This window comes from Pantoea vagans (assembly GCF_004792415.1).
Classification (GTDB): domain Bacteria; phylum Pseudomonadota; class Gammaproteobacteria; order Enterobacterales; family Enterobacteriaceae; genus Pantoea; species Pantoea vagans.
Genome location: NZ_CP038854.1, coordinates 1 through 14,555, shown reverse-complemented (window position 1 = coordinate 14,555; position 14,555 = coordinate 1). Strand labels below are relative to the sequence as shown.

Annotated in this window: 15 protein-coding genes; 6 read left to right on the top strand and 9 right to left on the bottom strand. The window is 52.1% G+C overall.

Annotated elements, in window-relative coordinates; all coding sequences use genetic code 11:
• Positions 1–719: 719 nt before the first annotated feature.
• The 5 genes from EGO56_RS18975 to EGO56_RS18955 all read right to left on the bottom strand — a co-directional run bounded on the left by EGO56_RS18975 (position 720) and on the right by EGO56_RS18955 (position 6,276).
• Positions 720–2,264, bottom strand: coding sequence for a methyl-accepting chemotaxis protein (locus EGO56_RS18975; RefSeq protein ID WP_135910622.1), 1,545 nt, complete (start codon positions 2,262–2,264; stop codon positions 720–722).
• Between the two features lie 553 nt (positions 2,265–2,817).
• A complete protein-coding gene (locus EGO56_RS18970; RefSeq protein WP_135910621.1) occupies positions 2,818–3,687 on the bottom strand; it encodes a metal ABC transporter permease in 870 nt (289 codons plus the stop codon).
• On the bottom strand, positions 3,687–4,547 hold the full coding sequence (gene sitC, locus EGO56_RS18965; RefSeq protein WP_135910620.1) for an iron/manganese ABC transporter permease subunit SitC: 861 nt from the start codon (positions 4,545–4,547) through the stop codon (positions 3,687–3,689). Before sitC ends, EGO56_RS18970 begins: the two co-directional genes overlap by 1 nt.
• 2 nt (positions 4,548–4,549) lie before the next feature.
• A complete protein-coding gene (locus EGO56_RS18960; RefSeq protein ID WP_135910619.1) occupies positions 4,550–5,365 on the bottom strand; it encodes a manganese/iron ABC transporter ATP-binding protein in 816 nt (271 codons plus the stop codon).
• Positions 5,362–6,276, bottom strand: coding sequence for a metal ABC transporter substrate-binding protein (locus tag EGO56_RS18955; RefSeq protein ID WP_135910618.1), 915 nt, complete (start codon positions 6,274–6,276; stop codon positions 5,362–5,364). Before EGO56_RS18955 ends, EGO56_RS18960 begins: the two co-directional genes overlap by 4 nt.
• A gap of 458 nt (positions 6,277–6,734) precedes the next feature.
• Between EGO56_RS18955 and EGO56_RS18950 the strand changes: the two genes are divergently transcribed.
• The 4 genes from EGO56_RS18950 to EGO56_RS18935 all read left to right on the top strand — a co-directional run bounded on the left by EGO56_RS18950 (position 6,735) and on the right by EGO56_RS18935 (position 8,410).
• On the top strand, positions 6,735–7,028 hold the full coding sequence (locus EGO56_RS18950; RefSeq protein ID WP_135910617.1) for a hypothetical protein: 294 nt from the start codon (positions 6,735–6,737) through the stop codon (positions 7,026–7,028).
• A 247-nt stretch (positions 7,029–7,275) separates the two neighbouring features.
• Positions 7,276–7,521 carry a regulatory protein YcgZ gene (ycgZ, locus tag EGO56_RS18945; RefSeq protein ID WP_135910616.1) on the top strand — a complete coding sequence of 82 codons (246 nt, stop codon included), beginning with the start codon at positions 7,276–7,278 and terminating at the stop codon, positions 7,519–7,521.
• A 177-nt stretch (positions 7,522–7,698) separates the two neighbouring features.
• A complete protein-coding gene (locus tag EGO56_RS18940; protein ID WP_135910615.1) occupies positions 7,699–7,992 on the top strand; it encodes a hypothetical protein in 294 nt (97 codons plus the stop codon).
• Positions 7,993–8,155: 163 nt separating this feature from the next.
• Entirely contained in the window at positions 8,156–8,410 is a 255-nt protein-coding gene (locus EGO56_RS18935; RefSeq protein WP_013196459.1) for a biofilm/acid-resistance regulator YmgB/AriR, read from the top strand.
• A 279-nt stretch (positions 8,411–8,689) separates the two neighbouring features.
• Here EGO56_RS18935 and EGO56_RS18930 read toward each other — a convergent pair whose 3' ends face one another.
• Together EGO56_RS18930 and EGO56_RS18925 are read right to left on the bottom strand one after the other, a co-directional pair.
• The gene (locus EGO56_RS18930) at positions 8,690–9,073 is read right to left on the bottom strand and encodes a hypothetical protein (protein WP_135910614.1); all 384 of its coding nucleotides are present in this window, start codon (positions 9,071–9,073) and stop codon (positions 8,690–8,692) included.
• A 312-nt stretch (positions 9,074–9,385) separates the two neighbouring features.
• A complete protein-coding gene (locus EGO56_RS18925; RefSeq protein WP_135910613.1) occupies positions 9,386–10,306 on the bottom strand; it encodes an AraC family transcriptional regulator in 921 nt (306 codons plus the stop codon).
• 104 nt (positions 10,307–10,410) lie between these two features.
• Here EGO56_RS18925 and EGO56_RS18920 point away from each other — a divergent pair, with 104 nt between their 5' ends.
• The gene (locus tag EGO56_RS18920; RefSeq protein WP_135910612.1) at positions 10,411–11,244 is read left to right on the top strand and encodes an oxidoreductase; all 834 of its coding nucleotides are present in this window, start codon (positions 10,411–10,413) and stop codon (positions 11,242–11,244) included.
• 667 nt (positions 11,245–11,911) lie between these two features.
• On the opposite strand, the gene EGO56_RS18915 is transcribed toward EGO56_RS18920, so the two are convergent.
• A complete protein-coding gene (locus EGO56_RS18915) occupies positions 11,912–12,187 on the bottom strand; it encodes an SAF domain-containing protein (protein WP_475483669.1) in 276 nt (91 codons plus the stop codon).
• A gap of 330 nt (positions 12,188–12,517) precedes the next feature.
• Here EGO56_RS18915 and EGO56_RS18910 point away from each other — a divergent pair, with 330 nt between their 5' ends.
• Positions 12,518–13,534 carry a substrate-binding domain-containing protein gene (locus EGO56_RS18910; protein ID WP_135910611.1) on the top strand — a complete coding sequence of 339 codons (1,017 nt, stop codon included), beginning with the start codon at positions 12,518–12,520 and terminating at the stop codon, positions 13,532–13,534.
• A 136-nt stretch (positions 13,535–13,670) separates the two neighbouring features.
• Here EGO56_RS18910 and EGO56_RS18905 read toward each other — a convergent pair whose 3' ends face one another.
• Positions 13,671–14,555, bottom strand: coding sequence for a LysR family transcriptional regulator (locus EGO56_RS18905; RefSeq protein ID WP_135910610.1), 885 nt, complete (start codon positions 14,553–14,555; stop codon positions 13,671–13,673).

Genomic DNA, 14,555 nt, shown 5'->3' with positions numbered 1-14,555 from the left:
GCAAATTCCTTAATCGGCTGCTTTCTGAAAAACATTAATTATTCTTGTTATTTCGCAGTGCGTCACTCATCAGCCCCTCTTGTGCCCGGCCAGAAAATTGTTTCAGGCGAGCAACTGCTGCGGCTGGCAAATATCCGCCTTATGGGAAAAAGACAAATGAGACGATGACGACAATAAGGAGAGATGTTTTCTGAAGTGAGGTTTTTAACACCACGCCGCACAGGGCACATCACAGGTGCTGTTTTGCATTCTGCAAGATCTGCGGCTGGGCGAAGCTTCTATGCGCAATAGCTCAACTGGCAGTGCCGTGAGATACAGGCAGGTTTGCTCAGGCCTTACCAATGAACGCATCATTCACAATGCGGTCATCTGCCCTTCCACCCGTAGAGTGAACAAAATGGTTAGCGCGGTAGCTGGATTTATTAGCGTTCCAGCTCAGGCTCCGGCATTCTTCTTCAGGTTCGAGCCTGGCCGTAACGCGCATTAAGGCGGCATGGCTGACTCTGCGCGGGATCAGGCGGCAACAGGGGTATCTTTACTCTCCCCCTGTTCCCTTTCATGTTCTTTTTTCTGTGGTCAGAAAGTGAAAACGAATGAGGTCTGAGCGCTGGGTGACAGACAGGTGCCTGTCACCCATCCTCATCGGCCGGAAAAGCAGACCTTCGGAGATGTGGATACTGACGGTGCCTTCAGCAAGTAAACGCCGCCATCAGAGATCATCACACCTGAAATGCGGCCACCATGCCCCGCAGCGCGTGCGCCTGTTCAGAAAGCGACTGAGAAGCTGAAGACGACTCTTCCACCAGTGCGGCGTTATTCTGCGTCACGCTGTCCATTTGCGTCACGGCGACACTGACCTGAGATATACCCTGCATCTGCTCTGATGAGGCAAGGGAAATCGTATCCATCGACACAGCCAGTTCATTCACCATGCCAACAATTTTCATAATGCTGTCGCCGGTTGACGAGGCGACCGTGACGCCGCTTTCGACCTGGGTTACCGCTTCTTCAATAAGCAGTTTTATATCCCGGGCGGCAGAGGCACTGCGCTGCGCCAGTGTCCTGACCTCACCCGCGACAACAGCAAAGCCGCGTCCTTCTTCTCCTGCTCGTGCCGCCTCAACGGCTGCGTTAAGTGCCAGAATGTTAGTCTGAAACGCAATACTTTCAATCACAGAAGTAATGTCCCGGACTTTAGTCGCGCTCATTGATATGGCTTGCATCGTCTCTGCCATACGCTTGACATCTGTTTCCCCGGCGTGGGTAAGGCGCGCAGTTTCACGGGCCGAGTTGGCAGTCTCATGTGCCCCGCTTGCATTGCTTTTTACGGTAGCAGTGAGCTGTTCCATGCTCGCCGCCGTTTCCTGCAGGGCAGCAGCCTGCTGTTCGGTTCGGGAGGAGAGTTCTGTATTACCCTGCGAGATTTCATCTGCGGCCAGCGCTACGGATGCAGATGTATCTCTGATATTTGCCACCATGCTGCGCAGGTTGGCCTGCATAACATCCAGCGAAGCCAGCAGGCTGGAAGTATCGTTATGCCGTAACAGGACAGGCGATGTCAGGTTACCCGACGCAATCGCCGCGGCCAGCGCCTGTGCCTGCACGGGCTCTCCGCCCAGCTGACGCATGAGCGTCCGGATGATGGAGTAACAGGCTGCGATAGCGATGAGGAAAGAAATCAATACCATCACCGACATCAGCGTCGCCGTTTGCGAAGCTGCTGCCCTGGCATCCAGAACGGTTTTCCTGCTTACCTGCATCTGAATAGTCGAAAGCCGATCGAGGGCATTCAGCATTGTTCGCTGTCCGGGCCTTACGGTTTTTAGCAGGTAATCAACGGTTTCGGACTGAGGTGCCTCCATCGCTTTCCTGCCCGCCGTCATGAGCAGACTCAGTGCGGATTCATCCGTCGAGGTCAGATTTTCCAGCGCACTTTTGCCTTCCGCTGAGACGTTTTGCGACATACTGGCCGTCAGCTTGTCCCTGTTCTGGATGTAGATGGCTTTCTGAGCGACTATTCTGTCCCATTCAGGCTGTCTGTCATTCTGTTCATTCAGTAATGCAATATTCCTGACTGCGATCGCCATGTCTCTGGCCGCATTTCGCATGTTCTGAATCAGTTCATAGCGGTAAATTTTATTATTTACAGCGTTTTCCATATCGTCCCTGGCCTGCCAGAGTGCATGAAGTGCCGTCCCGGTGCAGAGAAGAAAAAGGATGATCAGCAGACTATACCCTGCGACAAGACGCGTGGCTATTTTCATATTATTTTCCGTTATATTTTTGAGATTGCTATGTTGCTCTGGTGTTAAGAAATGAGGTTGAATAAAAAACCATGAAAAATTTTCTCTGGTAGCGCCATCAATAACGGCGCGACAGAAAATATATATAGACGATGGGAGAGGAAACTAAGAAATCAGAAAGAGAGGAGCACGCCTGAAAAAATACAACCCATTGATAATTAACAACTAAAAGAATATTCACCAGCAGATTAATTAGTGTTAAAAAACATTTCACGCTACAAATTATTTCTAAGCGTATTTTTTGTTCAACCCGGCTGCATGTATTGCCGTAATCATAAATTCCTAAGGGAGTGCGTTATTTTTTCTGTTTCACATAACAAACCTGAATCTGTGCTGATACCCACATCAATCATTACTGAGAGATTAAATTATCCGCTCTGGGTACAGAGCGGATATCACTACCCGACATGATGCGTCATTCGCTGTTAAAAGCATCAACTTTCAGGCTTGAGAATAAGTCTGTTCAGACGCTCTCCACGCTGAAATCCGAATTTCACCGCGCCCTGGTATTGCATCAGGATGGTTTATCACCGCAGACGCTCTTTTCGTTATACCGATGCTTCAGCCGTTCCCGCTGCCGGGTTTTCCGTCCCGCAATGACCATCGCTACGACAAACACCACAGCAAACAACACTACGATCGTCGGCGCAGGCGCACTGTCGATAAAAAACGAGAGATAAACGCCGCTCAGCGATACCAGCACCGACACCATGACCGCCACCAGCAGCGCATGTGAAAAACGACGGGTGAGCAGCACCGCAATAGCGCCGGGCGCGATCAGCAGGGAGATCGACAGGATGATCCCCACCGCTTTCAGGGTCGCTACAATGGTCAGCGAGACCATGCAGAGCAGCCCGTAATGCAGCAGACGGGCGGGTAAGCCAGAGACCTGTGCCTGCTGAGGGTCGAAGCTGAACAGCATAAAATCACGCCACTTCACCACAATCACCATAACGATGATCAACGCGATAATCGCTGTCTGAACGATATCTGCGCCGGTGATGCCAAGCATGTCTCCAAACAGAATATGATCGAGGTGCACTTCAGGTTTCACGGCGATATAGAGGATTAGCCCCACCGCGAACATGCCGGAGAAGACAATGCCCAGCACGGTGTCCTGCTTAATGCGGCTGTTGTCCTGCAGGAAACCACTGGCGACGGCACAGAACAGCCCAGCAACAAATGCGCCCACCGCCAGCGGCAGTCCTGCCATCCACGCGAGCACGATGCCAGGGAATACTGCATGGCTCATGGCATCGCCCATCAGCGCCCAGCCTTTCAGCACCAGAAACACCGACAGCAGCGCACAGGGGATTGCCACGACCAGCGCGATAAGCAATGCGCTATTCATAAATGCAAACCGGAAAGGGTCAAGGATCCACATCAGCCAGGCTCCTTTTCAGAGTGATGGCGGCCACGACGCCTGTTAGCCAGCAGGCCATGTTTCGGTGCAAAAACAAACGCCAGCAGGAACAGCAGCGTCTGCGCGACCACGATAATGCCGCCCGTTGCGCCATCCAGGTAGTAACTCGCCCAGGCACCCAGAAAACTGGTGATGCTGCCGATCGCGACAGCAATCATCAGCAGACGCGGAAAGCGATCGGTGAGCAGCCAGGCGGTTGCGCCGGGCGTCACCACCAGACAGATCACCAGAAAGGCACCGACGGTTTGCAGCGCCGCCACGGTAGAGACGGCCAGCAGCGTAAAGAAGAGAATTTTCAGCCGTTCAGGCCGGAGTCCGATGGCGCGCGCGTGATTCTCATCAAAGCAGGTGACCATCAGATCTTTCCACTTAAACAGCAGAATGATGATCGACAGCCCGCCAATCAGTGCCAGCTGGAGTATATCGGCTGGCGCAATCGCCAGTATGTTGCCCAGCACAATGGTCTGTATGTTCACGGCAGTCGGATTGAGCGAGACCATAAACAGGCCCAGACCAAAGAAAGAGGAAAAGATCAGGCCAATGATCGCATCTTCTTTTAAGCGGGTGCGCTGATTGAGTAACAGCATGCTGCCCGCTGCCAGCCCGCCGGAAAGAAACGCCCCCAGCGCAAATGGCAGTCCCAGCATGTAAGCGCCCGCGACGCCTGGTACAATAGAGTGTGAAAGCGCGTCACCTATCAGCGACCAGCCCTTGAGCATCAGATAGCAGGAGAGAAACGCGCAAAGTCCGCCCACCATCGCGGAGACCCACATCGCGTTAAGCATGTAGTGATAACCAAAAGGTTCCAGTAACAGCGCCATGCTTAGCTCCCCTCTTCCCGTGCGGCATGAGGTGCAATAAAGGGACGTTCATCATCGGTGATGATCTGATCGTCCAGCCCCTTCACCATCACATGACGCAATACCCCGCTGAACGCGCGCTCAAGATTCGCGGCGGTAAACGTAGTCCGGGTCGGGCCGCTGGCCAGAACGGTGCCTTTTACCATCACGGTGTAATCGCAGAACTCCGTAACCGATCCCAGATTATGGGTTGAGACCAGCATGGTCTTGCCTTCATCACGCAACTCCCCCAGCAGGCTGATGATTCTGGCCTCTGTCTGAACATCCACGCCGGTAAACGGCTCGTCCAGCAGAATCACGCTGCCCTGCTGCGCAATCGCTCGCGCCAGAAACACCCTTTTCTTCTGCCCGCCAGAGAGTTCGCCGATCTGACGATGGCGATAATCCAGCATATCGACCCGCGCCAGCGCCTCACTGACAATCTGCTGGTCATGCGACTTTGGCCGGCGCAGCAGACCCATGTGCCCGTAGCGCCCCATCATTACCACATCTTCCACCAGCACCGGAAACGACCAGTCCACTTCTTCTGACTGCGGCACGTAGGCGACCAGACTCTGGCGCAGCGCCTGGCGGGTCGGCATCCCCAGCACCGAGATGCTGCCGCTGGCGAGCCGCACAAATCCCATCAGCGCTTTAAACAGGGTTGACTTGCCGGATCCATTAACACCCACCAGCGCGGCGATCGATCCGCCCGGCACGCTGAAGCTGGCATCATGCAGCGCAGTATGTCCGTTGCGATAGGTTACCGTGACGCCTGAAACCACAATGGTGTCTGTCATTGCGCTTTCTCTCCCGCTTTAATGCCCTGCACCAGTGTCTCCGTGGTGACTTTGAGCAGATCAAGATAGGTTGGCACTGGTCCCTCCGCATTACTCAGGGAGTCGACGTAAAGCACACCACCGTAATGGGCACCGGTTTCCCGCGCGACCTGGCGGGCGGGCTTATCTGACACGGTGCTTTCACTGAACACCGCCGGAATGGCATTTTTCTTCACCTGGTCAATCACGCGTCTCACCTGCTGCGGCGTACCCTGCTGGTCAGCATTGATCGGCCACAGGTAAAGCTCTTTCATGCCCAGGTCGCGCGCCAGATAGGAGAACGCGCCTTCACTGGTCACCATCCAGCGTTTCTGTTCGGGAATAGCGGCAATCTGCTGGCGCAGCGGATCCAGTGCCGCGGTAATTTTTTGCTTATAGGCGGCAGCGTTCTGACGATAGGTCTCTGCGTTGACCGGGTCATATTTCACCAGCGCATCGCGGATGTTATCGACATAAATCAGCGCATTGTCCGGTGACATCCAGGCGTGCGGATTCGGTTTACCGTTATAAGGCCCTTCGCCAATCCCCATCGGCGTTACACCAGCGGAGACCACCACTTCCGGGACGCCGTCCAGGTGCTGATAAAAGCGCTGAAACCAGCGTTCCAGGTTAAGCCCGTTCGCCATAATTAACTGCGCACCCTGTGCCCGCCGGATGTCGCCGGGCGTGGGCTGATATTCGTGTATTTCAGCACCGGGCTTAGTAATAGAGGTGACCTCCGCGGCATCGCCAGCCACGTTCTCAGCCATGTCAGCTATCACCGTAAACGTTGTCACTATCTTAAATTTTTCTGCTGCATAGCTGCTGCTCGCCATCAGAGTGGTGAGCAGTGCACTCAGTAACAGCGTGGTGAGCTTTTTTATCGGGACCATCAGGCGGACTCCAGAGGTGATTAAAAACAGAACACAATTAGCATAGGCTATTTTTTATAGCACAGGCTATACCTTCCGAACAGCAGGGAGATGTGAAGTTTCTTCAACATTCAGGTTCAGGTGTCAGCTTTTGTAAATCAGCTCAGTTACTCTCTGATATAGATAGGAATATTTTTGATGACGCGTGGCATTCAAGCCGCTTATGGCTTCGCAACAGGCGGGTTTTTCTCCTGCCTGATTCAGTGCCTCAAAATGAGAAAAGAGGTAATGGCATAAAAAAAGCGTTCGACTACGCTTTGCCATCCACGAAAGGAGGTTGCAAGGCCGGATGACACTCTCGCAACAGACGCAGCAATTTCACAATTAAAATAATCTTATTGATAGGCCGAATTAATTAAGCCTGATGAATTTTTTTGCTACAGTTAATGTTACTTACCGCAATCACCCAGGAGGATATTTTGTATTTTTCCAGCGACGAAAAAGCGAATGTCATCATTGGCGAAGCCGCAATGAACCTGTTTAATGCTGGTCAGGAAGTGAACGTTGAACTGCTGATTAAAGAGCTACAGGTTATGGCTGACTCAGAAGTGAATGAGTATCGCCTTGAGCAGATGCAAACTGCACGTCAATGGCTGACAGGATTCAAAACGATTGGTTCACGCAATACCGGTCCGGCAAACTGGCTGTCCCGAAATGCGGGTATCGAACCGGCTATCAGCGCCTCTGCTGATGATATTTTCTTTAAGCATTAACATAACTGCTTACCTTCTGCCGGCCTGAATAATCAGGTCGGAACACCAGATGGCTTGTTCCTGTACAGGAATATGGTACAATTTTCACCTCGTCACTACCTCCTCGTAACACCCTGTTTTAAAAGCTATAGCACTTTTTGCACAAAAAAAATTATTCCAAAAATCCAAAATTCTGTACAAGTTTTGAAAAGATGTATAACTTGCGCATCAGGAATGCTATACATTTTCACCATCTGAGGAAAACACCATGCGTAAGAACGGACAAGCCCCGGAAACGATCAGCGATATTGCCCGTTACTTCAATCAGGCCAGCTCACCTTCCCAGCAGGAAACACTGGGGTCGGTAGTGGTCGAAATTCTGCGCGCAGGTCATAGCCTTAGCCGTAAAGCAATTTGCAGTAAACTGTTGCGCCGCCTTGAACTGGCTGCAACGCCAGAAGAAGAGAGCCATCTGCACGAATTGATTGCAATGCTTTTTCGTCGCGAAGATTAATGCCCGCTCATCGCGCCAGCTAATATTCACGATACCTGCTCTTAGCCAACACTCAGGAAGATTTACCCACAGGAACGAAGCCCAGTACTGCTTTGCCGTATCTGGTGCACTAAGTTGCACCCGCTGACGTATACGGACCCGCAGCATGGCCATTGATTCGTAATCAGAGAAGCCAGTATGTACAGAAGTGAAGATGAGAAACTGACAGATGTCATGATCGGTGAAGCCGTTCTGACATTGCTCAAGTCAGACAAACCGGTGTCGAGTAACGCCTTAATCGCACAGCTTGAACTCATGGCTGCTAATGCCGATGACGACACAAAATTGTCTGTGATTCGCAAAGCCATCACTGAAGTTCGAAACGGCATGGTCGCCGCGCGTAAACGTGTGCAGGGCGACGGTGCTGAACGTGATAAGACGACGCATCGTATGAACAGCGATGGCCCACCTGATGGGTCTAAAAAACACTGATAAAGGGTATTGCGTGCCTGTCATACACGGCTGGCACTAAGCGAAGCGGCAGCCTTTACACGAAATTTTTATTGGCTGGCTGGGCAAAACGAAAACAGCGTCTACACTCGTTTTTGACTCCACCCATTGCGTATAACGAATTTTCCTCAGAGAAAGAAAAATCATGCAACACTCTTCATCAGATTTATCCATCATTGACTATTTTCGTAGTGAAGGCGATTTGCTGGCACCGGAAACCGAACTGCTGGGCGCAGTAATTCGTGACATCGTGGCTGATCAGGGACGTGTGACCAACAAAGCGATAATTCTTTATCTGATCGCCGAACTGGAATGCACGTCCGACGTGATCAGACTGGATGTGTTGCGCAGAACGCTGGAAATTGTGGTTGGCCGTACACCTGACGATAGTGATATCTGATTACCTCTCCTGCGTTATCGGTGATAACGCAGGCTCAGTGAGATGAATACTCTGCTTTTCAGGCAATTTTTGACGAAGAGCTATCACCCACCTGCTGAGTACTCAACGCCCAACCGTCGTTGCAAGTCGTATAGCTGGCCGCAGCGGACATAAACAGCCCTGGCGTAGCCATTCTTTTCCGAGAAAAATCCCCCTCTCAGCTCCCCCTGGACGTTTGTATCGCTCTTCTGGGTAATAATCCGCACGAATGTTATTTATTTGCTGTTAAAAGGCAACAAATCACTTCTGGTCGAACTCTACACTGTCTGTCGTACAGTCAAGCATGGCAAAGGATTCCCCGTAAGCTGACCCATGGTTACGCTGAGTGAAGGGGACTAACCAGATATCATTCCCGAAAGTCATCTGCTCATAGTCAATAAGAATTCCATTCCTTTCAGCTGCGTGCTGAGCGTCAGAAAAACTTTTCCACTCTGCCTCATCTCCGGTTTTAGCCCGAATGACTTTAGTCATGATTGTCTGATTATCATAATGTCGGCAGGCTTCAGTCCGGGCAGCGCTAACTTCAGACGGTCTGAAAGATACGATGATGAGAATCATTACAGCAGATACGAGCACTGCCAGAGATGTAATGGCGATGACTAAAATTCTGACTAACCTTTTCATGTAACACTCATCCTGAGTTTCTAGTATGAGGATCATACCCGATGGCACCGCTTCACTGCATAGCTAATAATTTGCATTGCTCACAAATACTTAATCGCCAGCACTTTAACTTCAACGTTTGGGGGCAATAATACAGCCATCATTGTTACTTAAGATCAGAACCGGTTTGCCACACAGGTCGATTTAAAACAGCCTTTAACATTTAATAATAGATAAAAATCAGATGCCTGGAATCGCTATGCTCACATCTGGCGCGAAGAGAATGCTGGTTTTGATATCATAAAAATGGCCACAGATTACCCTCTCTCCTTACTAATGCGATGATACAAACACCGGCGTTTGCTGCACGGGCGGAACAGAGAAGTGACGCTGCATGCGCTTTATCTCCTCTGCCGGGGGCAGACCAAACAGACGTTTAAATTCACGATTAAACTGCGACTGGCTTTCATAGCCCACAGCGTAGCCTGCTGCGGCAGCGGTCATCTGCTGGCGAACCATCAGCATGCGCGCCTGGTGCAGGCGTACCGATTTCACATACTGCATCGGCGGCATCCTGATAATGGCTTTAAAGTGAAGATGAAAGGTGGGGATGCTCATGCCCGCTTCCCCTGCCAGTTGCGTCAGGGTCAACGGCTCTGCATACGTGGCGTGGATATGCTTTACCACTTTCCCTATTTTGCTGAACTGCCCCTGCATGGCCAGCGCGGCACGCATGGCGTTGCCCTGTTCGCCCGTGAGTACACGGAAGTAGAGTTCACGCAGTCGTGCATGTCCGAGTATCGCGGTTTCGAGCGGACTGTTCAGGGCTTCAAGCAGACCCAATACGGCGCCCTTAACCGTGTCGTCCATCTGACTCGACATCATACTCTGCGGCGCGGCGGGAGGATGTGAAGCATCATGCTGGTCGATCTGCAGGATAAGTTCAGCCGCGAGCTGAAAATCCAGATGCAGGTAAATAGCCAGCAGAGGATGCTCTGCTGACGCGTCGGTTTCCATGGTAAATGGCACAGGAACCGAGACCGCCAGGTAGTGCTGCTCATCATATAAATAGGTCTGCTGGCCAAAGTAACCCCGCTTGCTGCCCTGACAGACAATCACAATGCCCGGATCATATAGCACGGGTGTTCTGGCAAGAGGACGGTCGGCGCGCAGAATTCGCACACCCGGCAAGGCCGTCAGGTTATACCCTTCATGCGGCGCAAGGGCTTTAATCAGGGCAATCATTCCAGTCATTACAGCACCTCATAAGATCAGGCAAGAAAACGAGAAGATACGGCCTGAAAATGCATCAGCAGTGAGAATACCATGCAATCTCAACGGTTCATGGGAGTTCTTTTATGTCATCTTTAAAAACAATCTTAATTACTGGCGTCAGCAGTGGCTTTGGTCTGGCACTGGCGCGCGAAGCCCTCCATGCCGGGCATCGGGTCATTGGTACCGTGCGTAACCACGAAGCACTGCAAACTTTTGAGGCGCTTGATGCACAGCGTGCCGTGGGCCGCCTGCTGGATGTCACGGACTTTGCGCGTATTGATGAAGTTGTCAGGGAGGTTGAGTCCACAGTCGGTCAGATAGATGTACTGGTGAATAATGCTGGTTACGGCCATGAGGGCATTATGGAAGAATCCTCCCTGGCAGAAATGCGCCACCAGTTTGACGTGAATGTTTTTGGCGCAGTGGCAATGACCAAAGCGGTCCTGCCGGGTATGCGTGAGCGCCGACGGGGACACATCATCAATATCACCTCGATGGGTGGTTTTATTACTCTGCCCGGCATCAGCTACTACTGCGGCAGCAAGTTTGCGCTGGAGGGTATTTCAGAAACGCTGGGCAAAGAGCTGGCTCCGTTCGGCATACACGTCACCGCCGTGGCCCCCGGCTCATTCCGCACCGACTGGGCGGGACGCTCAATGATACGCAGCGCCCGCACTATTCCGGATTATGACACCCTGTTCGGGCCCATTCGTCAGGCCCGGGAGGAAAAAAGCGGGAAACAACCCGGCAATCCCGTAAAGGCTGCTCAGGCTATGCTGGCATTGCTGGAAAGCCCGAACCCACCCGCGCATCTGTTGTTAGGCAGTGATGCCCTGAGTCTGGTACGGCAAAAACTTGCGGCAATGCGTCAGGAAATTGATTGCTGGGAGAATCTCACGCGTTCAACCGATGACTGAGCCGTTGCTGAAACAGAGCGTAAAGCCCTGAACGATGATGGCCGGTGACACAAACGGCCATCATTTCTGGCGTTCCGCACAGGATAAGGGAACCGCTTCAGGTGCAGAGTCTGTGCACCGCCTGAACGAACATTAACGGGTTCTCAGCTGGCTGCCGCATCCACCGGAAGGTCGCAGCCAGCTTATCTCGTTGTGTTACCCGTGTGAGATGGGGTGATGAAGCTGGCAGTAGCGATGGTAAATTCTGTGCTGGCACTGGAGCGTCATCTGGCCGGTAGGCAGGATATCCTCCCGGTCCTAATCATTTCTCAAATTAAACATAGTCAGAACAGTATAAGTAACAACTGAAGCAGAAGAAAACGCTGCTTCAGCCCGCTGATATTGCAGACATTTCCATTAAGGTCTTAGATTAACATCTCACGAATAATTTATTCTGGATAGAGATTCATGCCGATGCAGTTAATTACTGCGTTGTCATTTCAGGCTAAAAAAATTAATTCTGACTAAATTTAAAAAACAGAAATATAGCCAAGCTGATATTAGAACTCTTCAGTTAAAATATTTTTAAGCTCTGTTTACTGCGTCTTATTCTCAGTTAAGGCGGCACTGCGGAGTGATGGCTGGAGGGGAAGGTTCCGGATGGCGCCCGCCATCGGCGCCATCAACCTTAATGCATTTTGCGGGTAAAAAAGCCAATTGCTTCCTGGCACAATGCTTTCAGTTTGCTGTCACGCGTCTCTTCGCTCAGGCGAAACAGAGCGTCCGTAATGTCGTGAAAGTGAACCGGCTCTCCCGCCTTGATCAAATCACTGACGACCGCGCCAACCAGTGCACGGATCTCGTTATCGTTGTCGTACTTCACACGACCTCCCGATGGTGTATGCATATACAGTCTAACATTATCGGGTGTCAAAAAACAAAAAAGCCGTCTTAACGGGGATATAAGCGAAGCGGCAACCAGGCTATAAATTATCCAGCCCAGAATTTGAACTGACGTTATTTAAGTCAGCACCCTGTGCTTGCAAGTAAATAGTCAAAAGAGTGTTATCACTGCCAGAATCTGACCTTGCAAATACCCGAAGTGAGCCGATCATTTATATCGTTTAACGGAGTCCTGAGTTTGGGGTTTATAAAATCCGTTATTCCTGTCCCCGGTGCCGCATTTTCACGCTGACAGCCAGCGATGCTTTGAACAACGTGTTTCAGTTGAAGCAGAGCTGTTAGCCAGTATTATGATAAAACTCTGGTTATCCTCTGCTGTCGCGAGTCCTGCATGGCTAAATTCACCCTCAAACAGATCGCTGCCCAATCGGGGCTTAGCCTTGCCACTATCGATCGTGCCCTGCATCAGCGTGGCAACGTTCATGCACGCACTCAGCATCGGATTCAGCAGGCGATAGCGGACCTGGAACTGATGCAAAAAGCCGGGCTCGCCAAAGGCAGAACGATTTACTTTGACGTCATCATGCATACCCCTGACCGCTTTCAGCCACTGATACGTGAAGCGCTCAGCAGTCAGATCGCCAGCTTTGCTGCTTTCAGACTTCAGCTGCGTTTCCACTTTGGCGCGAATCTCACAGCGGAAGCCATTAATGCGCTGCTGAACAAAAAAGCGCTTCACAGTCACGGTGTCATTCTGAAAGCGGCCTGCTCCGATGAGCTGAATCCCACTATTGAATCGCTCCTGAAACAACGCGTTCCGGTGGTCACCATGATGAGCGATTTACCCGGCAGTGCACGCCTGCGCTATATCGGCATGGATAACTTTGATGCCGGTAAGGTGGCGGCTTTTCTGATGTCAAAATGGCTGCGGGTCAGCCGTTCGCATATTGTCGCGGTGACCGGTAGTCGCGATTTCATCGGTGAACAGGAAAGAATCCAGGGTTTTCAGCGTGCGATGCAGCAGTTTGCGCCTCAGCATCAGGTAAGTGTAGTGGCGGGTGGTTATGGTATTGACGCGCGGATGCATCAGTCGGTGACGCAGTTTTTGCGGAGCCATCCGGACACGGATGCGGTCTATACGGTCGGCGGCGGTAATCCCGGAATTCTGCGCGCGTTTGCTGAACAAAAGCGGCATGTGAACGCCTGTATTGGTCACGATCTCGATCAGGAGAATTGTGCGCTGCTGCAGGCGGGTAAGATTGATGCGCTGATCGAGCACAATTTACAGCTCGACGCATTGCACGCCTTCAGAACACTGCTGGAGTTTCATGGCTTTCTGCCCGCTTCCGAACCGCCCGCGCCCTACTCTAAAATCAATATCATCACCCGATACAACATGACAGCCTGAAGCACTGACACGTTGTAATCCCGCATAACACCATGAAGTACATTGCGATTGCGGGGTCTCTGAATGGCTCTCCGGTTGACCGGATCAGGTTGGTCAGCGATCACCCCTATCCGCGCTGACTAACCGCAGGCCTTTCTCACAGCCTGACGTGATCGATCAACGCCCTCAGCTTGGGGGCCAGATTTTTACGGCTGGGAAAATAGAGATAAAACCCGGCAAAGCTGGGTAACCACTCATCAAGTACCGTCACCAGTTCGCCGCGCGTGATGTAAGGCTGAAAGGTCTCTTCCATGCCAAAGCTGATGCCGCCCCCGGCGCAGGCGGTGCGGATCATCACTCCCATGTCGTTGGTAGTCAGCTGCGGATTGACGGCAACATCAAACTCCCGTCCCTGCTCAGCAAACTCCCAGCGATAAGGCGCCAGGCCTGGCCCTTTACGCCAGCCGATGCAGCGATGAGTGACCAGCTCTTCAGGATGCTGTGGCGTGCCTGCACGCGCCAGATAAGAGGGTGATGCTACCGCCACCTGACGCTGTGCAGTGGAGACCGGCACCGCAATCATATCCTGCGCGATCACCTCGCCCAGCCGCACGCCTGCGTCATAGCCCTGCCCGACAATATCAAACTCGTCATCGGTCACGGTGATATCCAGCTCAACCTGCGGGTAGGCGGTAATAAAGCTCGCCAGCAGTTCGCCTCCCAGCATCCGCTCAGCAATCGAGGAGATCGCCAGCCGCAACTGACCACGCGGCTCGGCCGCCAGCTCGGCAATATCGGTGACGGCGCGGTTAAGCTGGTTGATGGCCGGAGCTACTTCCGCATAGAGCCGCTGTCCGGCTTCTGTCAGCTGAACCGAGCGCGTGGTGCGCTGCATCAGTGAGATGTTAAGCCGGTCTTCCAGACGCCGCAGGCTCTGGCTGATCGCCGGTCGGGTGACGCCAAGCTGTTCCGCTGCCACACGGAAATTTCGGGTCTGCGCCACAATCACAAAAACTTCGAGGGCATTCTTGTCCGCATTCAT